The organism is Erwinia sp. E_sp_B01_1 (genome assembly GCF_036865545.1).
Classification (GTDB): domain Bacteria; phylum Pseudomonadota; class Gammaproteobacteria; order Enterobacterales; family Enterobacteriaceae; genus Erwinia.
Window position 1 is genome coordinate 2,824,702 of sequence record NZ_CP142208.1, and the last position, 22,155, is coordinate 2,846,856.

Consider the following 22,155-nt stretch of genomic DNA (forward strand, 5'->3'; position numbering starts at 1 on the left):
GTTTATACCAGCCACCCTCAGCCTGTGCGTTATACCGATGGGTGATAAGCAAATAACGCCGGCGATCCGCCCGTATGAACAAAGGCGATTGGACCTTCACGGCGAAAACGTTTTTGCGCGATCCCGTCAATCAGTCCGGCCATCGCTTTGCCAGTATAGACCGGGTCGAGGAAGATCCCCTCAAGACGGGCCAGCAGCTTGATCGCCTCCATCCCTTCTTCATTCGGCTCACCGTATTGCGGGGCGAAGTACTCATCCCAGAGCGTAATCGGGGCCGTGGCCGTCAACTCAAGCGAGGCGGCAAGCTGTTGCTGAATGGCCACCACTTTAGGACGCTGATCCGCCGCCCTGCGGGAAACGGTAACGCCTACCAGCTCGGTATCCGGCATCAGCACCTCCAGCCCAACCGCCAGCCCTGCATGGGTTCCGGCACTGCCAGAGGCGACCACCACGGCGGCAAAATCCACCACGCCTTCGATCTGGTGCGCCATCTCCTGTGCACATTCCACGTAGCCCAGCGCGCCAAGCGCGTTAGATCCGCCAACCGGTACAACATAAGGACGGAAACCCTGGGCTTCGAGACGGGTAGCCTGCTCTTCGAGCTGTGCCAGCGGATCGTGCAGGGCTTCAACCATGATCGCTTCGGTATCCATCAGCTCAAGCAGCAGACGGTTACCGTTATGCAGGTAGTTAGGAGAGGTGGTACCCAGGGGGTTTTCCAGCAGAGCGACGCATTTCAGGCCGAGCTTAGCCGCCACGGCTGCGGTCTGCCGCACATGGTTGGACTGGATAGCCCCGGCGGTCAGCAGCACGTCGGCGCCCTGACGCAGTGCATCAGCGGCAAGGAACTCCAGTTTTCTCAGCTTATTGCCGCCGAGCGCAACCGGGGTGAAGTCATCACGTTTAATAAAGATGTCACGGCCCAGATAATCTGAGAGGCGTGGCAGATGCTCAAGCGGCGTGGGCGCACCCAGCAGCTCAAGTTTAGGAAAGGAAGGTAAAAGATGTAAGGACAATGTAGCCTCCGGAGAAAGCGCTAACAGTTATCCTTACAGTCTTACAGAAGATAGCAAAAAGGTAACGTAAAAGAGCGTATTGATGTCACCCTAAGTGCGCTGCCAGCCTAAAAACTGGTCATATTTGCGCAAAGCAATGCGGTAGTTGTTGTTTCCTGCATCCGGCAGGTCATTTTCCAGACACTGGTGCCAGCTGTTGCCACGGAGATTTTCAGCAGGAAAATTACGCGCCGAAAGCATATCGTCAAGGCGGCGAAGGCGAACGACGTATTCACGAATGGTGCTGTGGCTCATCTCGGTCTGTTCGAACAGATACTGTTTGAACGCCATGATGTCGAAATAATTCGGATGAGTGTTGCAGAAAATATCGCTGCAAAAGCGGCACAAAGCGGTCAGTTCATTCTGAAGTTTTACCCAGACCTGATCGTCGATTAACTGATCCATCCGGGCTATGGCCTCTTTATTTATTATCTGACCACGAAACACCAGTGCCATACGATCCAGCACTTTCCCACAATGTGAACAGTTACTCTGGCTGTGTTTGTAATCTTTCAAATAGCGGCTTAAAGGCCTCATTTTTGTTTTGGATCCCATCTGAGAGTCCCCGGTTGATGTTGAGAGTGCATAACTGACTCCGTCAGCGCGCTCCCGTTAACCGGGCGCGCAGGCGTTTGATCGCCTGACTGTGCAGTTGGCTTACGCGGGATTCACCCACTTCCAGCACTGCGCCAATCTCTTTCAGATTCAGTTCTTCCTGGTAGTAAAGCGTCAGCACCATCTTTTCGCGATCGGGCAAGGCTTCGATCGCTTCGATGACACGTTCGCGCAGATTCCCTTCCATCAACTGGTGAAGCGGGTTGGCTTCTTCATGCCCTTCCGTCACCAGCTCCGCGCTGTCGCCGTGCTCTTCACGAAACTCATCGTAAGAGAACAGTTGACTGTTGTTGGTATCCAGCAGGATCTGCCGGTACTCTTCTAATGACACATCCAGCGTGGCAGCCACTTCCTGTTCGGTGGCCGAACGACCTAATGACTGTTCTACTTTGTGCATCGCACCAGCCACCTCGCGTGCGTTACGTCGCACGCTGCGAGGCGCCCAGTCCCGGCTGCGCAATTCATCCAGCATTGCTCCACGAATGCGCTGTACGGCATAAGTGGTAAAAGCTGTTCCCTGGAGTGCGTCATAGCGCTCCACGGCATTCAACAGCCCAATGCCTCCTGCCTGCAGCAAATCATCCAGTTCCACGCTGGCTGGCAGGCGAACCTGTAGCTTCAACGCTTCGTGGCGTACCAGCGGTACGTATCGCTGCCACAGCGAGTTTTTGTCCATCACCCCATTGGCGGTATAGAGATCGTTCACTCTGGCTACCCTGCTGTTAGTTAAGTTATCGGCATGATTATCCGTTTCTGTAGGGGAGATTGATTGGGGGAATAGCGGTAATAAAGACGGGTTATTTCATTTTTGAGCAAAAAAGCGGCACCTGGGGTGCCGCGTTGAGAAGGATTAGCTTAATTGCTTAAGTTTTTCGCGTGTCGCCAGCGGAACCTGCTGCCAGAGGGCGCAGACTTTACCGTCAATCTCCTGATAATGCTCACTTAAGACCAGGCCGCCCTGCTGCCCGGCACGGAAAGTGACCTTACCGTTATCGGCATTAATCGACAGTAATCTGCTGCTGAAAAGACGCTGAAGATCGCTGCGCAGAAATAAACCGTTATCGGCGCTGTTATCCAGTAACAGGCCCTCTTCATTTTCCTGGGTTGCAATATGACAGGCTTCCACCCAGGGGAACTGGCTGCTCTCCAGCAGACGGGTGCCGGTGACCAGGCAGGCGCCATAACGGGCTTTGACCGCAGCGGCAAACTCCGCCTGGCTGGCCCGCTGCCACACTCTGGCTTTAACCTGCCTGCCCACCTGAGCACCGGCGATAACTCCGGCGGGCACAGTCAGCAACGGGCTGCTCAGCACCGCGATAAACTGAATACGCCGTGACAGGGTAAAACAGGGATGCGCCTGCGGGTCATAAAGTTGCCAGTAGTCGTCTCCGCCTTCCTGACGCATCAGCGAGAGCTTATAGCCCCGGCTGTTAATCAGGGCCTGTGCCGCTGCCCCCGCAGGATCGAGCATGGCGTAGACGCGACTCTCCCCCATCACTTTCCAGCGATTTTCCAGCTTTGCCTGTGCAGTCCGGCGGAAATAGTAGAAAGGCTGCTGCGACTTAAGATAAGCCTCCAGCCTGCGCAGATAGTTTTTGCGTTCATTATCGTTGGAGATAAACAGCAGATCTTCCAGCGGGCTGTTGGTTTCGTCATTGGCAAAAACCGCCCGGATCACCAGATTGCGATAGCTGGTGGACGGGCTTAACAATGCGCGCGCCGTCAGCTCTTTCTCTTCCGGAAATTTCAGCGCATAGCGCTGGGCGATCTCCTCAAAACTCAGCAACGCTCCCGGTAACAAGTCAGCATTGAAGCGCATAGAACACTCCATAAAGTCGTGGCTTGCTGTCATGCGTTGTCAGCATGGATAAAGCAAGGCGGTGTAAATGATCTTAGTTATCGGCAATGCGTAAGGATTCTGTAAGGAAGATAAGAGGAATGGCGATTAATTAAGGCATAAATGCCCTTCTGTTTGGCGGATCGGCCCGATCGCTGGCGCCGTACACTGTGAGAAAGCTTCGTGCTGGTGACGCCCCTGCGGTTGAAATGCCACCACGACCCACTCTGCAAACAGAGAGAACCTCCGGTGAAAATTGTGCTGTTCGGCAAAAATGGCCAGCTTGGCTGGGAATTACAACGGGCGCTGGCCCCGCTGGGCACGCTCACCGCCTTCTCTTCAGCGGAGGCTGATTTTACCGACCCCGCTGGCGTGGTGCAGATCCTGCGCGAGTTGCGCCCGGATGCGATCATCAATGCCGCTGCTTATACCGCCGTCGATCGCGCAGAGAGCGAGCCGCAACAAGCCTTTCTGCTCAATGAGCTTACGGTTGAAGCGATAGCTAAAGAAGCGCAGCTTTCTGGCGCATGGCTGGTGCACTACTCAACGGACTATGTCTTTCCCGGCAGCGGCGATCGTCCGTGGACGGAAGAGAATACCCCTGCCCCGCTGAATGTTTACGGGCACAGCAAACTCGCCGGTGAACTGGCGGTGCAAAGACATTGCGCAAAGCACCTGATTTTCCGCACCAGCTGGGTTTACGCCAGCCGGGGGAATAACTTTGCCAGAACCATGCTTCGTCTGGCTACCAGCCGCAGTCAGCTCTCAGTGATCAACGATCAGTATGGTGCTCCGACAGGGGCAGATTTGCTGGCGGACTGCACGGCACATGCCCTGCTCAGGGCGCTTAATTCTCCTGAAGTTGCGGGTTTATATCACCTTACGGCCTCAGGCGTGACCAGCTGGTATGACTACGCCTGCATGTTGTTTACCGAGGCCCGTCACGCTGGCATTGCCCTGACGCTGAAGCAACCGGATCCGGTCCCGACCAGCCAGTACCCTACGCCTGCTCAGCGCCCGCTGAACTCGCGCCTGAATAACCGTCATTTTCAGCAAACTTTTGGCTTAACGCTGCCCGAGTGGCAGGTGGGCGTGAAACGGATGCTGAGTGAAATCACCACCCCGCAGGATCGCTGGCCGACTGCGGATGTTGCTGATAATAAGAGTGGAAAAAATGAGTAAACGTAAAGGCATTATTCTTGCTGGCGGGTCCGGAACCCGTCTCTATCCGGTGACCATGGCGGTGAGTAAACAACTGCTACCCGTTTACGATAAACCGATGATCTATTACCCGATTGGCACCCTGATGCTGGCGGGCATCCGGGACATTCTGATTATCAGCACGCCTCAGGATACCTGTCGCTTTGAGCAACTGCTGGGTGATGGCAGCCAGTGGGGGCTGAATTTACAGTACAAAGTACAGCCGAGCCCCGATGGACTGGCGCAGGCCTTTATCATTGGCGAAGACTTTATTGGTCGGGACCCCTGTGCGCTGGTGCTGGGTGACAACATCTATTATGGCCATGACCTGCCAAAGCAACTGGAAGCAGCCGTCAGTCAGACCTCCGGCGCTACCGTATTTGCCTACCATGTGAACGATCCGGAACGGTATGGCGTGGTGGAGTTTAATCAGGAAGGTATCGCCGTCTCTCTGGAAGAAAAACCTCTGAAGCCCAGAAGCGATTATGCCGTGACAGGGCTCTACTTCTACGACAACACCGTGGTCAGCAAAGCCAAAAGCCTGAAGCCTTCGGTGCGGGGTGAATTAGAAATTACCGATATCAACCGGCTCTATATGGATAGCGGCGAGCTCTCCGTAGAGATTATGGGCCGTGGCTATGCCTGGCTGGATACCGGCACGCACGCCAGCCTGATTGAAGCCAGTAACTTCATTCAGACCATCGAAGAGCGTCAGGGACTTAAAGTCTCCTGCCCGGAAGAGATTGCTTATCGTCAGGGTTTTATTGATGCAGAACAGGTTAAAAAACTGGCTGCCCCGCTGGCGAAAAATCCTTATGGCCAGTATCTGTTGAAGATTGTGAAAGGCTACTGATCGATGAACATTATTCAGACCTCCCTGCCTGAAGTGGTGATCTTTGAACCGCGTGTGTTCCGTGATGAACGCGGCTTCTTTTATGAAAGCTTCAGCAAAAAAATGATCGAAGAGGCACTGGGCCGCAAGGTCGACTTTGTGCAGGATAACCATTCAAAATCCAGCAAAGGCGTACTGCGTGGGCTGCATTATCAGTTGGCTCCGCATGCTCAGGGGAAACTGGTTCGCTGTACTGCCGGTGAAGTCTTTGATGTGGCGGTGGATATTCGTGAAGAATCGGCCAGTTTCGGTCAGTGGGTGGGGGTTCATCTCTCTGCTGCAAATAACCGCCAGATGTGGATACCTGAAGGCTTCGCCCATGGTTTTCTGGTGTTAAGCGATACGGCAGAGTTTTTATATAAGACCACCAACTATTATGCGCCGCAGAGCGAAAGAGCCATTATCTTCAATGACAGGACGCTGAATATCGCCTGGCCTGTGGCTGAAAGTGAACTGATTTTGTCGGCTAAGGATTTAGTGGCTGGGGAGTTAATGGCAGGCAAGGCCGCATGAATATTCTGATTACCGCCATCGGGTCACTCTCCGCCACTGCCGTGATTGGCTCACTGAAGGGCGACGGTCATACCCTTGTCGGATGCGATATTTACCCGCAGGAATGGGTATATAATGCCCGACTCGTTGATCGTTTCTTTCAGGCTCCCAAATGTAGTGACTCCACACCCTACATCAACTTTATCAACAGGCTTTGCGCAGAACACAGTATTGATTTTATTTTGCCGCTGACCGATCCCGAAGTGGATGTGCTTGCGCAGTTTCGTCACCTTATCAACCCAGGGTCACAACTCGCTTTATCGCCTAACGCCGCCCTGAATCTTTGTCGGGACAAACTCAGCTGGTTTGAATTACTGCGGTGTAAAGCGGGACTCAGACTGATTCCCACCGTGCTTCTGCATGACTTTGTACCCGGCACGCTGCGATTGCCATTGATCGCTAAGCCGCGAAATGGCCGCAGCAGTGAGGGTATTTATCGTCTGGATACCGCTGCGGATATTGCCTGGTTGAAACAGAAAATTCCAGCTGAGCAATTTATTATTCAACCCCTGCTTAGCGGCCCGGTATTCGTGGTTGATGTGGTGCGTACTGCCAAAGGCCAGGCCGTGGCCGTTGCCCGTCAGGAGCTGCTCCGTACGGCAAATGGCGCAGGGCTGACCATCCAAATTATTGAAAACCCGGCATTAATAAAGACTGCCCTTGAAATAGCTGACCAACTGGGCATTCAGGGATGTATCAACCTGGAATTTTTAGGCACTGATGACGGATTTTATCTTATGGATATTAATCCCCGTTTCTCGGCAGGCGTGGAATTTTCACAGATGGCGGGATACGACATGGTCATTAATCATCTGAACAATTTTATTCATCAGGAAATACAGCCTGCTTTCAACTGCAAACCGGGGATCTTTACCCGGCACTATGTGGCAGAAGAGCAGTATCGAGGACACCATGAACAGTAGTCACCCGGATCAGGAAAAACTTGTCACCCAGGCCGACTGGGACAGCAAATGGACAGGCATTTTCGAACATTATCAACACGACTTGCGCCACGCTTATTACATTGATGCCATAAGGAAAAAACAAGAGAGACGTATCCTGGAGATTGCGGCAGGCAGCTTTCGCGATATTGCCCGCCTGAACAAGGGGAATGTTGAGGGGCACGGTATGGACTTTTCTCAGGAAGCGGTGTCACTGGCGAAAAAGTATTATCCTCAGCTGGCTGAGCGTTTCTCGCAAAAAGACGCCTTCAACCTTGACTTCGCCGATAACCATTTTGATATGAGCTATCACAATGGTTTCTGGGTGCTGTTTGATGATGAGAACATCAAAAAACTGGCGGTTGAGCAGGCTCGCGTTACCCGTGACCGGATGATTGTCACCGTCCACAACGGTCATAACAAAGAATTTAAACGCTATTTCGACAGTAAAAGCGCCACCGATACGCTGTTTAACATTCGCTTTTTTGAATGTGAAGAAATCACTGCACTGATGAAAACGGTTTGCCAGAAAGTGACCATTATTCCAGTAGGAAAAGGCAAGAAACGACATGAAGATTTCCTGATCCGTAAAGGTCTGGGTCACCCTGCGATTCTGAAAGCGTACTTTGATCTTTCACGCCAGGCGCTGCTGGATCAAAGTGAACGGTTGATGTGTATTGGTGAACTTCAGAAGTAAAATGTTAAGGGGAAGTGAACTTCCCCTCTGTTATATCACCCCGCCAGCCAGGCTTTTGACCAGACCTTTACAGCGTCCACATTCATGATCCCGCTCTGGCGAACCTGCTGTTGCAGGCGTTGCCCCAGAACACCGCTGGCTTCGGGATCGCTGAGGTGTTGCATTATCGCTTCCCGCCAGCAGCTGATGCGGTTATTCACCCGCGTCACCCTTAACTCTCCTCTGTATCCCTCAACATCGCTGCAAATAACCGGAACTGCACAGGCGCCATACTCCATCAGGCGCAGTGTCCCTTTGCCGATATTAAAGGCCGCACCTTCCAGAGGAGCCAGCGCCAGATCGAGATTCAGCAAGGCCAGCTTTGCCGGGTACCAGCTTGTTTCAATCTCCGGCAGGTGTTGAAAAAGCCAGGGTTTGATCCGCTCAGCGCATGGACCGATAAGGACCCATTCCACACTCTCTGCAAACTCGCGGATCAGTTCGGTAATCAGGGCCATATCGGTGTTACGCAGGCCAAAACTGTTGATGCCAATACGGGCCTTTTTACTCATCCCCCGGCGCGAGGATAAATTCTGCCAGTCAGGTGTTAACAGCGAACTCATTACCACGATATCGCTGTGTTGAGGACGAAGCGCCTCAGCCAGGGCCTCTGTGGTGACAACAACACGATCAACCCGACGCAGAGTATCCCGTAGCAGTTTGCCAATATCGCCGGGAAACACATTGCGTTCCGGGCTGCTCAGCGGCAATCGGGCAAGGTTTTCATCCAGCTCCAACACTTTGAAAATTGAGGTAACTTTCCCCAGGCGTTCAAGCCAGTGTTGAAAATCGGGTGAAAGCTGTCGCTGAATGACCAGGCTTTCAGGCTGATATTTCGCTACTTCAGTCAGGTACATGACGTATTCAACTGACATGCCTTCCACCAGCCCGGCTGCCTTCATGGCATTCAGGGGCGCAATAATACGCTGATAAGCCCGTTCACTTTGCGTGCAGTGCCATCCCGCCACTACCGGTAGCGGACGCCAGTCCAGCGGCTGCCAGGTCATAAGACTGTCTGTATTCAGTTCAAATCCTTTTCCATTCAGCGCCAGGTTTGCATTATAGGCCGGGTCCTGCGTAGTTACCGGCAACCACTTACGATAAAAATTATCCTGCTCGGACCTGAACCGCTCCAGCTTTTGTGCTTTCTTTGCCACATCGAGGCTTTTCTGGCTCACGCTGCCTTCATGCATCACCAGAGAGTGTGGCGTCCAGACGGTAAGGTAACCAAGTTCACGCACTTTAAGACAAAAATCGACGTCATTGTAGGAGACCTGAAACTGCGTCTCATCCAGACCACCCGCTTCAAGCCAGACAGATTTACGCACCAGCAGGCAGGCTGCGGAGACGACAGAATAGTTTTGATCCACCTGAAGACGCTGCATATAGCCTGATTTTTCGGGTGCCATTTCGTTAAATGGGTGTTCCGCTGGTCCCCTTAACCCCAGTACCACGCCTGCATGTTGTATTTTGCCATCCGGGTAGAGCAGTCTCGCTCCCGTCACGCCCACTTCCGGACGCAACCCATGGTTCAGTAAGGCATCCAGCCAGTGACCATCTATAATTGCCGTGTCATTATTCAATAACACCAGATAGTCACCCTTCGCGAACTCTGCCGCATGGTTATTGATGGCTGAATAATTGAAGGGCCAGGGATAACGTAATACCCGCAGACGATCCGACTGCATCTCTTCAATGCCCTTCAGCCAGGTTTTCGCTTCAGGCGTTTCACTGTTGTTATCCACAATGAGAATTTCATAATTCTGGTAATGGGTTTTCTCCATCAGACTGGTGACACAGGCCACCAGCAGGGCTATCTGATCTTTGGTCGGGATAATAATCGACACCAGCGGCTGCTCCTGATGGCCGTACCAGAGACGATATTTACCCTCACCCTGCGACACCACCTTGCCGTCAGCGTAACCACGCCGTTGAAGATGCTCTTCGAGGATCTGTTGATGCTGTGCACAGGACTGGGGGGCCATAATCGCATTAATCAGCGGCTCATGAATGTGTCTTATGGCCGCGATTCCAGCCCCTTCAACCAGGCGAACGGCCAGCTCAAATTCATGGCCCGGTGCCACTTCAGCACGGTAACCACCCAGCGCCATCAGCGCCTCTTTTTTTATCAGCCAGTGGCGCGAAAGCGCAGCAGGCAGACTCAGGAAATAGTCGAGACTGAAATCAGGGCGAAACGCCGTCTGGTGGGCAAAGCCTTGCTCACAAATAATCTCGTCGCAGTAGAGCGCCAGGCCGTCGGTGTCGGACAGACGGTTAGCCAGGATAATCAGCCCTGAAAGCAGGAATTTATCCCCGGCCTGCACGCTGATAAACCAGTCAGCCTGCGTCTGCTTAACGGCTTCGTTGAGTTCAGTAACATGCCGCTTCCAGCCATCCACTTCCTGAATTATCACCGGAATAAGGCGAAATTTATCGTGAGCGAAAAGGCTCAGGCTGGTCAGGGTATCCTGCAGCAGCAGCGGATTATTGCCTCTGATACAAACACCTATGGTTAGTGGCTGTTCACGCGATGCCAGCCGCTGCCCGACCAGCGTTGCCTGAAGAGGTGACAACAGGCGTGGACGCAGCCAGTCCCTTACCACATTCGCTTTTTTGCCCAGTTCAAATCCCACGAGCAGATTGATTTTTTGCCATTGATCTGGCGCCCTCATGGGCATCACGCGGATCACAGCGCTGAGTTCCGGATGAGGTGGGACGTACCACCCCAACTCTTTCAACGCCAGGGGAAAGTTTTTATAGGTTTCAACAGCCAACTGCGGGAGGTAACCCGCATTCTGACTGGTTTGTTGTGCAGAAAGGCGAAAACTGGACCAGGGGTGAATCAAATAGGCAAGATGGCCGCGCTGCAATAATTTTACATACAGCGCCATATCGATAAAGTACGACATGTCATAGCCGTTGAGTAAAAACAACCCGTCTGGTTGTTGCAGCAGCGCCATTAAATCCTGGCGACGGCATAATACGGTGCTCGGTTCGCCGATAAAATTAAGGCTGGAATCACTAACGAAGCTCACCACATCCTGGCCGTGCATAATGGTGTCTTCCGTTACCGGTGCCGTGGTCGCCGGAATGTCTGCAACAATATCACCAATATGATTTATACGTTGTCTGCGGGAGGTAGCCAGGGAGACACCTGGTTGTTCAATAGCCTCCACCAGCGCACTCACGCAGCCCGGCAGCATCAGGTCATCATCATAAAAAAATTTAACGTATTCGCCGCTCGCACGCTGAAGACAGGAGAGTAAATTGCCCCTTTCAGCTAAAGCAGGTTGGTTTTTTTCATAAAAAATCGGAATATTGCTGCCTGCTTTCACAGCGTCCACTTCGTTGCGAATCACCTCCCCGTCACTGTCATCACCAATGATGATCTCCAGGGCAGGATAATCCTGAGAAATGGCGCAGTTCAGCGCTTCACGGAAAAAACTCTCTTTATAAGCAGGGATCAGAATACTGACCAGAGGGTGATGTTTCATTGTGCAATTATCCTGGAATTGTTAAAACCAGCACGGCACCTGCGTGGCCAGACGTGGCGCGCTGATATTGCCCTCAGGCAGAATGTTTAAAAATCAGTGTTTCTGCCGGTTTCTGCTCTTCGACACTGGCAGGATTTAAGGCATGCAATAGGGCGGGGATTGCCGATTTTCCACAAACCGCGTTCACCTGGGCACCGATCTGCGCGATGATCTCTTTCTCAAGACCCGGGTAAATGGGTAAGCACAGGATCCGGCTGGCAATATCCCGCGAAACATTACAGACTCCGCCATCACTCAAATAAGCCACGCTGTCCAGGCTGGGATAGAAGTATCGCCGGGCTACCACATCAATATTTTTCAGACGCTCCACTAACTCCAGCAGCTGCGTTTCACTGTTTAATAACACGGGCAGATAGGCGAAGTTTGCTGTGGCGGCTGGGTGTTTTTGCTGCTGCTGAACCTGAGGCAGTAATGCGGACTGGTAGCATTGCCAGGCGGCTTGACGCGCGGTGAAATTTTGTTCGATTTCATCCAGCATCGCCAGACCCATCGCGGCACTGAATTCGTTCATTTTGGCATTGATCCCTGGGCCGGCGATTTGCTCGGGTCCGGTAATACCAAAGTTGATTAACTCTCGAGCCTTAAGCAAATCCTCTTCATTACGGAAGATAATGGCCCCACCCTCGATGGAATGAAAAATCTTGGTGGCATGGAAGCTCAGCGTGGTGGCATCTCCCCAGTTCAGTAAGCTTTTGTCCTGATATTTCACGTTAAAGGCATGCGCGCCATCGTAGATCACTTTAAGGTGATGCTGCCGGGCAAACTGGTCAATTTTTTCCACGTCACAGCTGTTGCCGAACACATGGACGGGAACGATCGCCCGGGTTTGTGGGGTCACTAATGCGCCCAGACGCTCAGCATCCAGACACCAGTTCAGCGAATCGATATCGCAGAACACCGGCTTAATCCCTTCCCAGTTCAGCGTACTGGCTGTTGCAACAAAACTGAACGGGGTGGTAATCGCTTCGGCGGGTTTGCCGTTGACGGTCTGCTGAATACCCAGGGCGCGATAGGCAATCTGTAAGGCCAGCGTTCCGTTTGAAACCAGCAGTAAATGCTCAACGCCCAGAAATGCTTTCAGTCGTTCGGTAAACGTCTGAACCAGCGGGCCGTTATTAGTGAGCAGCTTGCGTGAATAGATACCGTCAATGTACTGATTAAGACGTTCACGATCGGGAAGCCAGGGCTGAGTGACGTAGGTAGTCATTATAGATCTCACAGAAGCCAGTTACAGGAACGGTGGGTCATATAGCCGGCAGCCCATCGTTGACGTCAGAATTTTTGCGCCATTTGATAAACAGATTACTGTGAATAATTTTTTTGAATCGGGGGAATAACTGATATTAATGCGGGTATTAAGGCCGTTCGATTGAGTAGCTTACCGGATAAAACGGGGGCATAGCCCCCGCGTAGTATTAAGGCAACCAGGCTTTGCGCCACTCATCCAGTCCATGATCGCGCAGGAACCAGTCCTGATGGATAGCCGTCCGCAGCTCATCGCCCTGACGTGACAAAGCCTCCCATTCACCCAGATGGTTATTGATGGCGTTCATCCAGTCTTTAAAGCGGTTAGGAACCAGCGTCACCGGCAGGCCACAGCGATAAGAAACAATGTCCGTGGCAATAATAGGGACGCCGCAGGCCCCTATCTCCAGTAAACGCAGGTTACTTTTACACTCGTTAAAGTGATTGTGCTCCAGAGGCACTAATGCCAGATCCAGATTCAGGCTGGCCAGTTTTTCCGGATAGTAATCAAAGGGTACGCTGGCGTGGAATTCACATTTCACGCCTTCCGGTTTCATCCCCATAAAGACCCACTCAACCCGGTCTTCCAGCGCTTTGATGATCGGCCGCAGGATATCCAAATCTCCGGCGTGGCTGTTACCTCCAGCCCAGCCAACACGCGGCTTTTTGCCGACCCGCCGCTCGCTTTGCAGGTGGCCCCACTGGCTGACTGCCAGCCGGTTTTGCGCCACGCGGATATCAGGGTGGAAGCCGTGATAGGCCTCGGCCAGCGGATAGGTGGATAACACCACCCAGTCAGCCGCCTCCACCACCCGGCGCAGTCGCTTGATAATGTGCTGAGGGAAATTATGCTTATTGCCGTTCTTCAGCGGAACGTTAGGCAGATAATCGTCATATTCCACGATAATCTTCGCTTTGGAGACCTGGCGATACTGTTCAATCAGCCGTGGAAAACCCGTGCCTGTGGCGAGTTCGAGCAAAATGGTATCGGGCTGCAAGCGCGCCATTTCCATCACCCCTGGAATACCCAGAGTCAGGCTGCCATCGATCGCCAGGTTCTCTTCCAGCGCTTTGAAGGGCTGGATTACGCGGTGGTTACCGCAACCGTACCAGTTTACATGCCCGGCTAACATCACCGGCAAAGGACGACCCGGTAGCGGCGGCTGATAGCGCCCCATATTCTCTGAAAGAGAAAAGAGTTTGCCCTGACGGTTCATGGCCGGATGGTAGCTGATATCTTCCACCAGGCTGCCACCCCATTTTTTGCGCAGGGTATCAAACACCTGCGGTTCAGGATGCGCTGGCGTGCCAAATTTTTCGGTCAGTAATCGGGTTGCTCCCCCCATATGTTTCAGGCGGCAATAAGGTGTCCAGACGGTCAGATACCCCAGTTGTTTAACCCGCAGCGCCAAATCCACATCGCCAAACCAGACCGGGAAGTCCTGTTCAGAAAAGCCGTTAATCTCATTAAATAACGCTTTGCCAATCATCAGGCAGGCACCACTGACTGCCGTGACGTTATGGGCAGCCTGAAGGTAGTAAAGGTATCCGGGATCTTTTGGCCCGCACCCTTCAAAAGCTCTGCCTACGCCATCCTGCACCCCGACCACCAGACCACCATGCTGAACGCGCCCGTCGGCATATTCCAGGCGACCGCTGACAATGCCGATCTCCGGACGCTGGATATGTTCAACCAGCGCCTCCAGCCAGTTCTCTTCAGTAACCTCAATATCATTATTGAGAAACAGCAGAACCTCGCCTGTTGCCTCAGCGGCGGCAAAGTTATTGATGGCTGAAAAGTTAAAAGGATGCGGCCAGCGCAGCACTTTCAACTGGGGCAGATTCAGGGCAGCCAGCTGGTCGAGGAAGTCACACGCCTCCTTCTCCTGTGACTGGTTGTCCACAATCAGCAGCTCGTAATCCGGGTAGCGGGTTTTCTCCATCAGGCTTTCAATACAGCGCCTCAGCAGGGGCAGATGATCGCGAGTGGGAATAATGATCGATACGCGGGGCTGGCTTTGCAGCGTATAGCGCACGCGCTGAACCGCAGGCGTCGCTCCCGCCTCCAGCGTGGCGGAAATATTAAATCTTTGCAGGTGCTGTTGCGTGGCAAGCGTAGCATCGGCAACGATTTCCGGCGCTTCCAGCCAGGCTCTCAGCGGCATTGCTGCCGTCACCAGCACTTCAGGAATATGCCCCAACGCCTGTGGCCCGGCACTTTCAATCACTCGCCAGGCTAAATCCACCAATGGCAGCCGGGTAAATTGCCTGTCCAGCCCCTGCATCAGCCGGGCAGCCTCCAGATTAAACAGCAGGCTGCTGCCGATATAAGGCATGCTGCGTAGCAGATCGATATTATTATCAGGTTTGAGCACCAGGCTGTGGTGGCCTTCGGTGCTGACGCTCATCTCGTCGCAATACCACATCAGCGCCTGATCGTTACGCATCTGATATTCGGCGAACAGCAGCAGTGCCTGCGGCTGCAACAGCGTGCCTGCCGTAACGACCAGCATGCTGTGTGCCTCAGAATCGGTCACCAGCTGGTTAAAGGAATCGACCCAGTTATCGTTAAAGATACGCCAGTCAATATTGCTCTCTGATTTGGCATTTTCAGAAGAGAGAACGGTGACGGATGCCGGCATCAGATGCTGCGAAGCCAGGCTGTCAAGCGTACGCTGTACTGCGTCACTGTAACCTTCGTTATCCACAATGGTCAGGGCAATGTTGCCAGTATGCGGTAAGGAGCCGATGAAGCTGTGCAGAACGGAGATGCGGGTTGCCGAGGGCTGACGATCCTCCAGCCATTTTTGGGTGGAGTAATCTTCATCTGACCCGCTGTCCATCACCCGGCGGTGTAACGACAGTGCCTGATACTCCTTTTCATTGATCACAATCGGAGCGGGGGCAGGCAGATCGTCTAACAGATTCGCGAAGAGGGTACGCTGTCCCCAACGACAGGCAAAAGCCTCCTGCTGGCTGGCCGTCCAGTCGCGGGCCTCCAGATAGCCCTCAACGATCATCTCCGCCCACTCTTCCGCATCGGGACGGTTTTTGGCATTCAGGGCTGAGAAGTGAACCTCTTCAAGCGCAGTGAGATTATGCTCCAGCACATACCCTTCCACCCTGCCCTGAGTGGCAAGGAAAACAGGCAGACCACAGCTAAGTGCTTTACTAACGATATGTTCGTCGCCCACCACCAGGCTCACCTGATTAAAAAGTTTCTCATCCAGCGGCTGTAACTGACTGCTGGTATCGAGCCAGACTAAACGAATCTCTCTTGCCGACAGTTGCTGCTGCAGGCCGCTCATTTCCGCGCTGAACTGGTCGGCCATGTAGAGCACGGTGGCCGGTGCATCAGGCCGTGGCTGTGCTTTTAAAAAAGCATCCGGGACTAAATCAGGCTGAGAGAATAATTTCGTTTCATCGATGCCTTTGATTTTTAGCAGGCTGTCCATGCTTTTTGCCAGTGACAACACTCGCCAGGCAAGTCTGTTTTCCAGCACCGCATCCAGTGGCAGATTGAGATCGACGCTGTTAGCGCGGTGGCGGAAAAGGATCTGGCTGGAGAATTTGCCTGTTTTAAGCGCGCTTATCAGGCTGGCATGGAGATAACACTGGAAGATCAGCGTCAGATCGTAAGTCTCCTGAAGGGGGCAACCGGCGTCCTGGCTGAGCCTAAAGCGCGGCGAGCGGCTCCTCTGGTCGAGAGACGGCGTTAACACTCCGCCGTAACGCTGGGTCACCACGTCGACATGCCACTCAAGACTGAGAAAATGATCGATAATATCCAGCACGTTAATGCAGACGTTATCGAAGCTCTCCAGCTTATCCACGCTTATTAAAACCCGCCCCATCAGACACCCTCTTTTATTCATCGCCATCATCCACAGTTGTGAAGGTATTCTCGTACAGCGGCTGAAATTCAAAGTGGGAATAAACGGGAAGAAAAGTGAACTACTCTGGCGATGATGCAAAAAAAACGGCCCGTAAAGGGCCGTCTGGCTGACTGGTGCGAAGATTAACGCAGCAGGGACAGCATTGCCTGTGGCACCTGGTTGGCCTGGGCCAGCACAGAAGTACCCGCCTGCTGCAGGATCTGCGCGCGGGACATGTTGGACACTTCCGTCGCGTAATCAGAATCCTGAATACGGCTGCGGGCCGCGGACAGGTTGTTGGTGGTGTTGTTCAGGTTGGTGATGGTGGACTCAAAACGGTTCTGAGACGCACCCAGCAGGCTACGCTGGCTGTCTACAGATTTGATTGCATCATCGATAGTTTTCAGTGGGCCAGAAGTGGCATCGCTGGCAGCCAGAACGTCAAAGCCTTCTGCATCAACAGAACGGTTACCGGTTGCGCCGGTGTTGTCGCTCAGTGCAGCAGCAGCGGTATAGGTTCCTGAGTTATTAGCATCTGCTGTGCCAGAAACCTGGTGCAGGTTGTAATCTTTGCTGGCGCTGATGGAGATAGCGATAGTTTCGCCATCTTTAGAACCGACCTGGAAGCTGTAAGATTTGCCAGTATCAGAGCCGGTATCCAGCACTTTGATGCCGTTAAAGTCGGTCTGTTTGGTCACGCGGTCAATTTCAGACAGGCGCTGGTTAACTTCAGACTGGATGGAGTCGATGTCAGAAGCTGAGTTAGAGCTGTTCTGTGCCTGAACGGTCAGGTCACGTACGCGCTGTAAGTTGTTGTTGATCTCGGACAGCGCGCCTTCAGCGGTCTGTGCCAGAGAGATACCGTCGTTGGCGTTACGTGCAGCAACGGTCAGGCCATTGATGTTAGAAGTAAAACGGTTGGCAATTGCCTGGCCCGCTGCATCGTCTTTGGCGCTGTTGATACGCAGACCAGATGACAGACGCTCGATCGCAGTACCCAGAGAAGACTGAGATTTGTTCAGGTTGTTCTGAGTGGTCAGAGACAGGGTGTTGGAGTTAATTACGGCCATGATCTTGATTCCTGTATAAGTGGTCGTTCAGTCATGTGGCAGCGGGACTGCCTTACCCTTGATTTATCGCCCACTCCGGCAGAAACTTTAATAATATTTGAGCAAAAACAGGACTTGATGGAAAAACAGTCAGGCATTTTGACGCAGGTATAAAAAAAGGAGCCTTTCGGCTCCTCTTAAATGCTGATGATGCGAAATTAACGCAGCAGAGACAGCATTGCCTGTGGTACCTGGTTGGCCTGAGCCAGTACAGAAGTACCCGCCTGCTGCAGGATCTGCGCGCGGGACATGTTGGACACTTCCGTTGCGTAATCAGAATCCTGAATACGGCTGCGGGCCGCGGACAGGTTGTTGGTGGTGTTGTTCAGGTTAGTGATGGTGGACTCAAAACGGTTCTGAGAAGCACCCAGCAGGCTGCGCTGAGTATCTACAGATTTGATCGCCGCATCAATATCAGCCAGTGGAGTATTGCTGCCAGCCGTGCCGCCGCTTGATACGGAACCGTGCATAACGTCGAAACCAGTAGCTGCTACAGTACGGTCAACACTGTTGATCTGATCGGTACCTGAAGCCATTGCTTTGCTGTTCAGCGTGGTGCCGGTCTGGCCTGCTGCTGCCAGGTTCCAGCCATCGCTTGAGCCCATGTTGATGTCAATGGTCTCGCCATCTTTCGCGCCAACCTGGAAGCTGTAAGATTTAGTGGTATCAGAACCGGTATCCAGCACTTTGATGCCGTTGAAATCGGTCTGTTTAGTTACGCGGTTGATCTCTTCCATACGCTGGTTAACTTCAGACTGGATGGAGTCGATATCAGAGGCAGAGTTAGAGCTGTTCTGCGCCTGAACGGTCAGGTCACGTACACGCTGTAAGTTGTTGTTGATCTCGGACAGCGCGCCTTCAGCGGTCTGTGCCAGAGAGATACCGTCGTTGGCGTTACGTGCAGCAACGGTCAGGCCGTTGATGTTAGACGTAAAGCGGTTAGCAATCGCCTGGCCCGCTGCATCGTCTTTTGCGCTGTTGATACGCAGACCTGAAGAGAGACGCTCAATGGCGGTGCCCAGAGAAGACTGAGACTTGTTCAGGTTGTTCTGAGTGGTCAGAGACAGGGTGTTACTGTTGATTACTGCCATAGTCGTTATTCCTATAAAAAAGTGGTCATTCAGGCTCTTGGCAGCGGGACTGCCCTGCCACACTATTTATCGCCCTTCACTGACAAAACTTTAGAGATAATTGATAAAAATCATTGCCTGACGGATAAAGCAGCAATTCATTCGTCGGAAGGGTTGTGGGGGTAATCAAATAAAAAAGGAGCCTTTCGGCTCCTCTTAAAGACTGCTGGTGCGAAATTAACGCAGCAGAGACAACATAGCCTGTGGTACCTGGTTGGCCTGGGCCAGAACAGATGTACCCGCCTGCTGCAGGATCTGCGCACGGGACATGTTGGACACTTCCGTTGCATAATCAGAATCCTGAATACGGCTGCGGGCCGCGGACAGGTTGTTGGTGGTGTTGTTCAGGTTGGTGATGGTCGACTCAAAACGGTTCTGAGAAGCACCCAACAGGCTGCGCTGGTTATCCACAGATTTGATCGCTGCATCCACGGTAGCCAGACCGGTGCTGGTGCCGCCTGAAGCGGCCAGAACGTCAAAACCTTCGGCAGCCACGGTACGGGTACCGGATGCGCCGGTGTTATCTTTCAGGTCTGCGCCGGAAGCGACATAAGTTCCTGAGTTACTGGCATCAGTGGTTGCTGAAGCCTGATACATGTTCCAGCCAGAGCTTGCACCGATGGAGATATCAATGGTCTCACCATCTTTCGCGCCAACCTGGAAGCTGTAAGATTTGTCGCTGGTAGCGCCAGTGTCCAGCACTTTGATGCCGTTGAAGTCGGTCTGCGCGGTCACGCGGTCGATTTCAGCCATACGCTGGTTAACTTCAGACTGGATGGAGTCGATGTCTGATGCTGAGTTAGAGCTGTTCTGCGCCTGAACGGTCAGGTCACGTACACGCTGTAAGTTGTTGTTGATCTCGGACAGCGCGCCTTCAGCGGTCTGTGCCAGAGAGATACCGTCGTTGGCGTTACGTGCAGCAACGGTCAGGCCGTTGATGTTAGACGTAAAGCGGTTAGCAATCGCCTGGCCCGCTGCATCGTCTTTTGCGCTGTTGATACGCAGACCTGAAGAGAGACGCTCAATCGCAGTGCCCAGAGAAGACTGAGATTTGTTCAGGTTGTTCTGAGTGGTCAGAGACAGGGTGTTACTGTTGATTACTGCCATGATAATTATCCTTTAAAAAGTTGTCATTCAGGCTCTTGGCAGCGGGACTGCCCTTACACACTATTTATCGCCCTTCCCTGACAAAACTTTAGAAATAATTGATCAAAATCAGGCCTGGCCCGACCTCATGCGGCCTGTGGGGCAAACTGCGGCGCTGACAGCTCATCAATGCCAGCAAAAAAGGAGCCTTGCGGCTCCTCTTAAAATACCCGCAGAAACGGTTAACGTAGCAGGGACAACATGGCCTGTGGCACCTGGTTGGCCTGGGCCAGAACAGAAGTACCAGCCTGCTGCAGGATCTGCGCGCGGGACATATTCGACACTTCCGTAGCGTAGTCAGAATCCTGAATACGGCTACGGGCCGCGGACAGATTATTGGTGGTGTTGTTCAGGTTGGTGATGGTCGACTCAAAACGGTTCTGAGATGCACCCAGAGTACTGCGCTGGTTGTCCACGGATTTCAGCGCGGCATCTATAGTCGCCAGACCGGTGCTGGTGCCACCTGAAGCCGCCAGCACGTCAAAGCCTTCGGCGGCCACGGTACGGGTGCCGGTTGCGCCGGTGTTATCCTTCAGATCTGCAGCAGCGACAAATTCACCGGAGTTGTTGGCGTTTGCCGCACCGGAAGCCTGGTGCAGGTTGAAGCCAGAGCTTGCACCCACCTGGATGCTGATTTTTTCACCGTCTTTGGAACCCACCTGGAAATCGTAAGATTTACCGGTGTCAGAGCCGGTATTCAGCACTTTAATGCCGTTGAAGTCGGTCTGCTGGGTCACGCGGTCGATTTCAGCCATACGCTGGTTAACTTCAGACTGGATGGAGTCGATGTCTGATGCTGAGTTAGAGCTGTTCTGCGCCTGAACGGTCAGGTCACGTACGCGCTGTAAGTTGTTGTTGATCTCGGACAGCGCGCCTTCAGCGGTCTGTGCCATTGAAATACCGTCGTTGGCGTTACGTGCAGCAACGGTCAGGCCGTTGATGTTAGACGTGAAACGGTTAGCAATTGCCTGGCCCGCCGCATCGTCTTTTGCGCTGTTGATCCGCAGACCAGAGGAGAGACGCTCAATCGCGGTGCCCAGAGAAGACTGAGATTTATTCAGGTTGTTCTGGGTCATCAGTGACAAAGTGTTGGTGTTGATTACAGCCATGATATTTATTCCTTTAATTAAAATGTCAGCGTTCAGACAGTGAGCTTCACTGCCCAGTCATTTTAATTATCGGATGATGGCACATAAACTTTATGGGTATAGCGCGTTTTTTTTAAAATAAAAAAAGAGGCCGTTTGGCCTCTTTTGTTCTGACTGCTGAGAAAGAATTAACGCAGCAGGGACAGCATTGCCTGTGGCACCTGGTTGGCCTGGGCCAGCACGGAAGTACCCGCCTGCTGCAGGATCTGCGCACGGGACATGTTCGATACTTCTGTCGCGTAGTCAGAATCCTGGATTCGGCTGCGTGCCGCGGACAGGTTGTTGGTGGTGTTGTTCAGGTTGGTGATAGTGGACTCAAAGCGGTTCTGGGAAGCACCCAGGGTACTACGCTGATTGTCTACGGATTTGATTGCAGCATCGATATCAGCCAGGGGTGAAACTTCACCAGAGATCGCGCCTGCAGTCACAGTTACGCCAGTAGCAGCAGCTTTACCATCAGAGGCAATTTTACCCAGCATAACGTCAAAACCTTCCGCCTTAACAGTACGGGCAGTGCCGTTGACGTTAATGGTAGCGCTGTCGGTAGAGGCGGTGTTAGCCGTTGATTTACCGCTGGCGTCGATAGTCGCTGCCAGATCCCAGCCAGAGCTCTTGTCCAGTGAAATGCCGATGGTTTCACCATCTTTAGAACCGACCTGGAAGTTGAAAGTCTGTCCGCCAGAGCTTGCCAGCACTTTGATGCCGTTGAAGTCGGTCTGCGCAGTTACGCGGCTGATCTCTTCCATACGCTGGTTAACTTCAGACTGGATGGAGTCGATGTCTGATGCTGAGTTAGAGCTGTTCTGTGCCTGAACGGTCAGGTCACGTACACGCTGCAAGTTGTTGTTGATTTCGGACAGCGCGCCTTCAGCGGTCTGTGCCAGAGAGATACCGTCGTTGGCGTTACGTGCAGCAACGGTCAGGCCGTTGATGTTAGACGTAAAGCGGTTGGCAATTGCCTGACCCGCTGCGTCGTCTTTCGCGCTGTTGATACGCAGACCAGAAGACAAACGTTCAATCGCCGTGCCCAGAGAAGACTGAGACTTGTTCAGGTTGTTCTGAGTGGTCAGAGACAGAGTGTTGGAGTTAATTACTGCCATGATGTATTCCTTCAGAAGTT

Annotated in this window: 17 protein-coding genes; 5 read left to right on the top strand and 12 right to left on the bottom strand. The window is 52.9% G+C overall.

The features are described from left to right. Window positions 1-29: 29 nt before the first annotated feature. The 4 genes from VRC33_RS13335 to VRC33_RS13350 form a co-directional block, all read right to left on the bottom strand. A complete protein-coding gene (locus VRC33_RS13335) occupies window positions 30-1,016 on the bottom strand; it encodes a D-cysteine desulfhydrase (RefSeq protein ID WP_338556591.1) in 987 nt (328 codons plus the stop codon). Between the two features lie 90 nt (window positions 1,017-1,106). After that, on the bottom strand, window positions 1,107-1,610 hold the full coding sequence (fliZ, locus tag VRC33_RS13340) for a flagella biosynthesis regulatory protein FliZ (protein WP_338556593.1): 504 nt from the start codon (window positions 1,608-1,610) through the stop codon (window positions 1,107-1,109). A 43-nt stretch (window positions 1,611-1,653) separates the two neighbouring features. Beyond that, window positions 1,654-2,376 carry an RNA polymerase sigma factor FliA gene (locus VRC33_RS13345; protein ID WP_338556594.1) on the bottom strand — a complete coding sequence of 241 codons (723 nt, stop codon included), beginning with the start codon at window positions 2,374-2,376 and terminating at the stop codon, window positions 1,654-1,656. A gap of 144 nt (window positions 2,377-2,520) precedes the next feature. After that, complete coding sequence (locus VRC33_RS13350) at window positions 2,521-3,489, bottom strand: HNH endonuclease signature motif containing protein (RefSeq protein WP_338556596.1); 969 nt, start codon at window positions 3,487-3,489, stop codon at window positions 2,521-2,523. A gap of 267 nt (window positions 3,490-3,756) precedes the next feature. On the opposite strand from VRC33_RS13350, the gene rfbD reads away from it, so the two are divergent. The 5 genes from rfbD to VRC33_RS13375 are packed head-to-tail and all read left to right on the top strand — an operon-like array spanning window position 3,757 to window position 7,789. After that, window positions 3,757-4,689 (top strand): dTDP-4-dehydrorhamnose reductase, encoded by a 933-nt coding sequence (rfbD, locus tag VRC33_RS13355; RefSeq protein WP_338556598.1) that lies wholly within the window; start codon window positions 3,757-3,759, stop codon window positions 4,687-4,689. Continuing rightward, entirely contained in the window at window positions 4,682-5,560 is an 879-nt protein-coding gene (gene rfbA, locus VRC33_RS13360; protein WP_338556600.1) for a glucose-1-phosphate thymidylyltransferase RfbA, read from the top strand. Before rfbD ends, rfbA begins: the two co-directional genes overlap by 8 nt. 3 nt (window positions 5,561-5,563) lie before the next feature. After that, window positions 5,564-6,112 carry a dTDP-4-dehydrorhamnose 3,5-epimerase gene (gene rfbC / locus VRC33_RS13365; protein ID WP_338556602.1) on the top strand — a complete coding sequence of 183 codons (549 nt, stop codon included), beginning with the start codon at window positions 5,564-5,566 and terminating at the stop codon, window positions 6,110-6,112. Then, a complete protein-coding gene (locus VRC33_RS13370) occupies window positions 6,109-7,074 on the top strand; it encodes an ATP-grasp domain-containing protein (protein ID WP_338556604.1) in 966 nt (321 codons plus the stop codon). The genes rfbC and VRC33_RS13370 overlap by 4 nt, the downstream gene beginning before the upstream one ends. Next, complete coding sequence (locus tag VRC33_RS13375) at window positions 7,064-7,789, top strand: class I SAM-dependent methyltransferase (protein WP_338556606.1); 726 nt, start codon at window positions 7,064-7,066, stop codon at window positions 7,787-7,789. The genes VRC33_RS13370 and VRC33_RS13375 overlap by 11 nt, the downstream gene beginning before the upstream one ends. A gap of 35 nt (window positions 7,790-7,824) precedes the next feature. Here the strand turns inward: VRC33_RS13375 and VRC33_RS13380 are convergent, their stop codons facing one another. The 8 genes from VRC33_RS13380 to VRC33_RS13415 all read right to left on the bottom strand — a co-directional run bounded on the left by VRC33_RS13380 (window position 7,825) and on the right by VRC33_RS13415 (window position 22,135). After that, entirely contained in the window at window positions 7,825-11,322 is a 3,498-nt protein-coding gene (locus tag VRC33_RS13380) for a glycosyltransferase (RefSeq protein WP_338564445.1), read from the bottom strand. A gap of 73 nt (window positions 11,323-11,395) precedes the next feature. Beyond that, complete coding sequence (locus tag VRC33_RS13385) at window positions 11,396-12,589, bottom strand: DegT/DnrJ/EryC1/StrS family aminotransferase (protein WP_338556611.1); 1,194 nt, start codon at window positions 12,587-12,589, stop codon at window positions 11,396-11,398. A gap of 208 nt (window positions 12,590-12,797) precedes the next feature. Next, a complete protein-coding gene (locus VRC33_RS13390) occupies window positions 12,798-16,502 on the bottom strand; it encodes a glycosyltransferase (RefSeq protein ID WP_338567346.1) in 3,705 nt (1,234 codons plus the stop codon). 143 nt (window positions 16,503-16,645) lie between these two features. Beyond that, window positions 16,646-17,572 (bottom strand): flagellin, encoded by a 927-nt coding sequence (locus VRC33_RS13395; protein ID WP_338556615.1) that lies wholly within the window; start codon window positions 17,570-17,572, stop codon window positions 16,646-16,648. A 197-nt stretch (window positions 17,573-17,769) separates the two neighbouring features. Then, window positions 17,770-18,702 carry a flagellin gene (locus VRC33_RS13400; RefSeq protein ID WP_338556617.1) on the bottom strand — a complete coding sequence of 311 codons (933 nt, stop codon included), beginning with the start codon at window positions 18,700-18,702 and terminating at the stop codon, window positions 17,770-17,772. Between the two features lie 216 nt (window positions 18,703-18,918). Continuing rightward, on the bottom strand, window positions 18,919-19,848 hold the full coding sequence (locus VRC33_RS13405) for a flagellin (RefSeq protein WP_338556619.1): 930 nt from the start codon (window positions 19,846-19,848) through the stop codon (window positions 18,919-18,921). Window positions 19,849-20,069: 221 nt separating this feature from the next. Beyond that, window positions 20,070-20,996, bottom strand: coding sequence for a flagellin (locus VRC33_RS13410; RefSeq protein ID WP_338556621.1), 927 nt, complete (start codon window positions 20,994-20,996; stop codon window positions 20,070-20,072). Window positions 20,997-21,163: 167 nt separating this feature from the next. Further along, entirely contained in the window at window positions 21,164-22,135 is a 972-nt protein-coding gene (locus VRC33_RS13415; protein ID WP_338556623.1) for a flagellin, read from the bottom strand. Window positions 22,136-22,155: the final 20 nt, after the last annotated feature.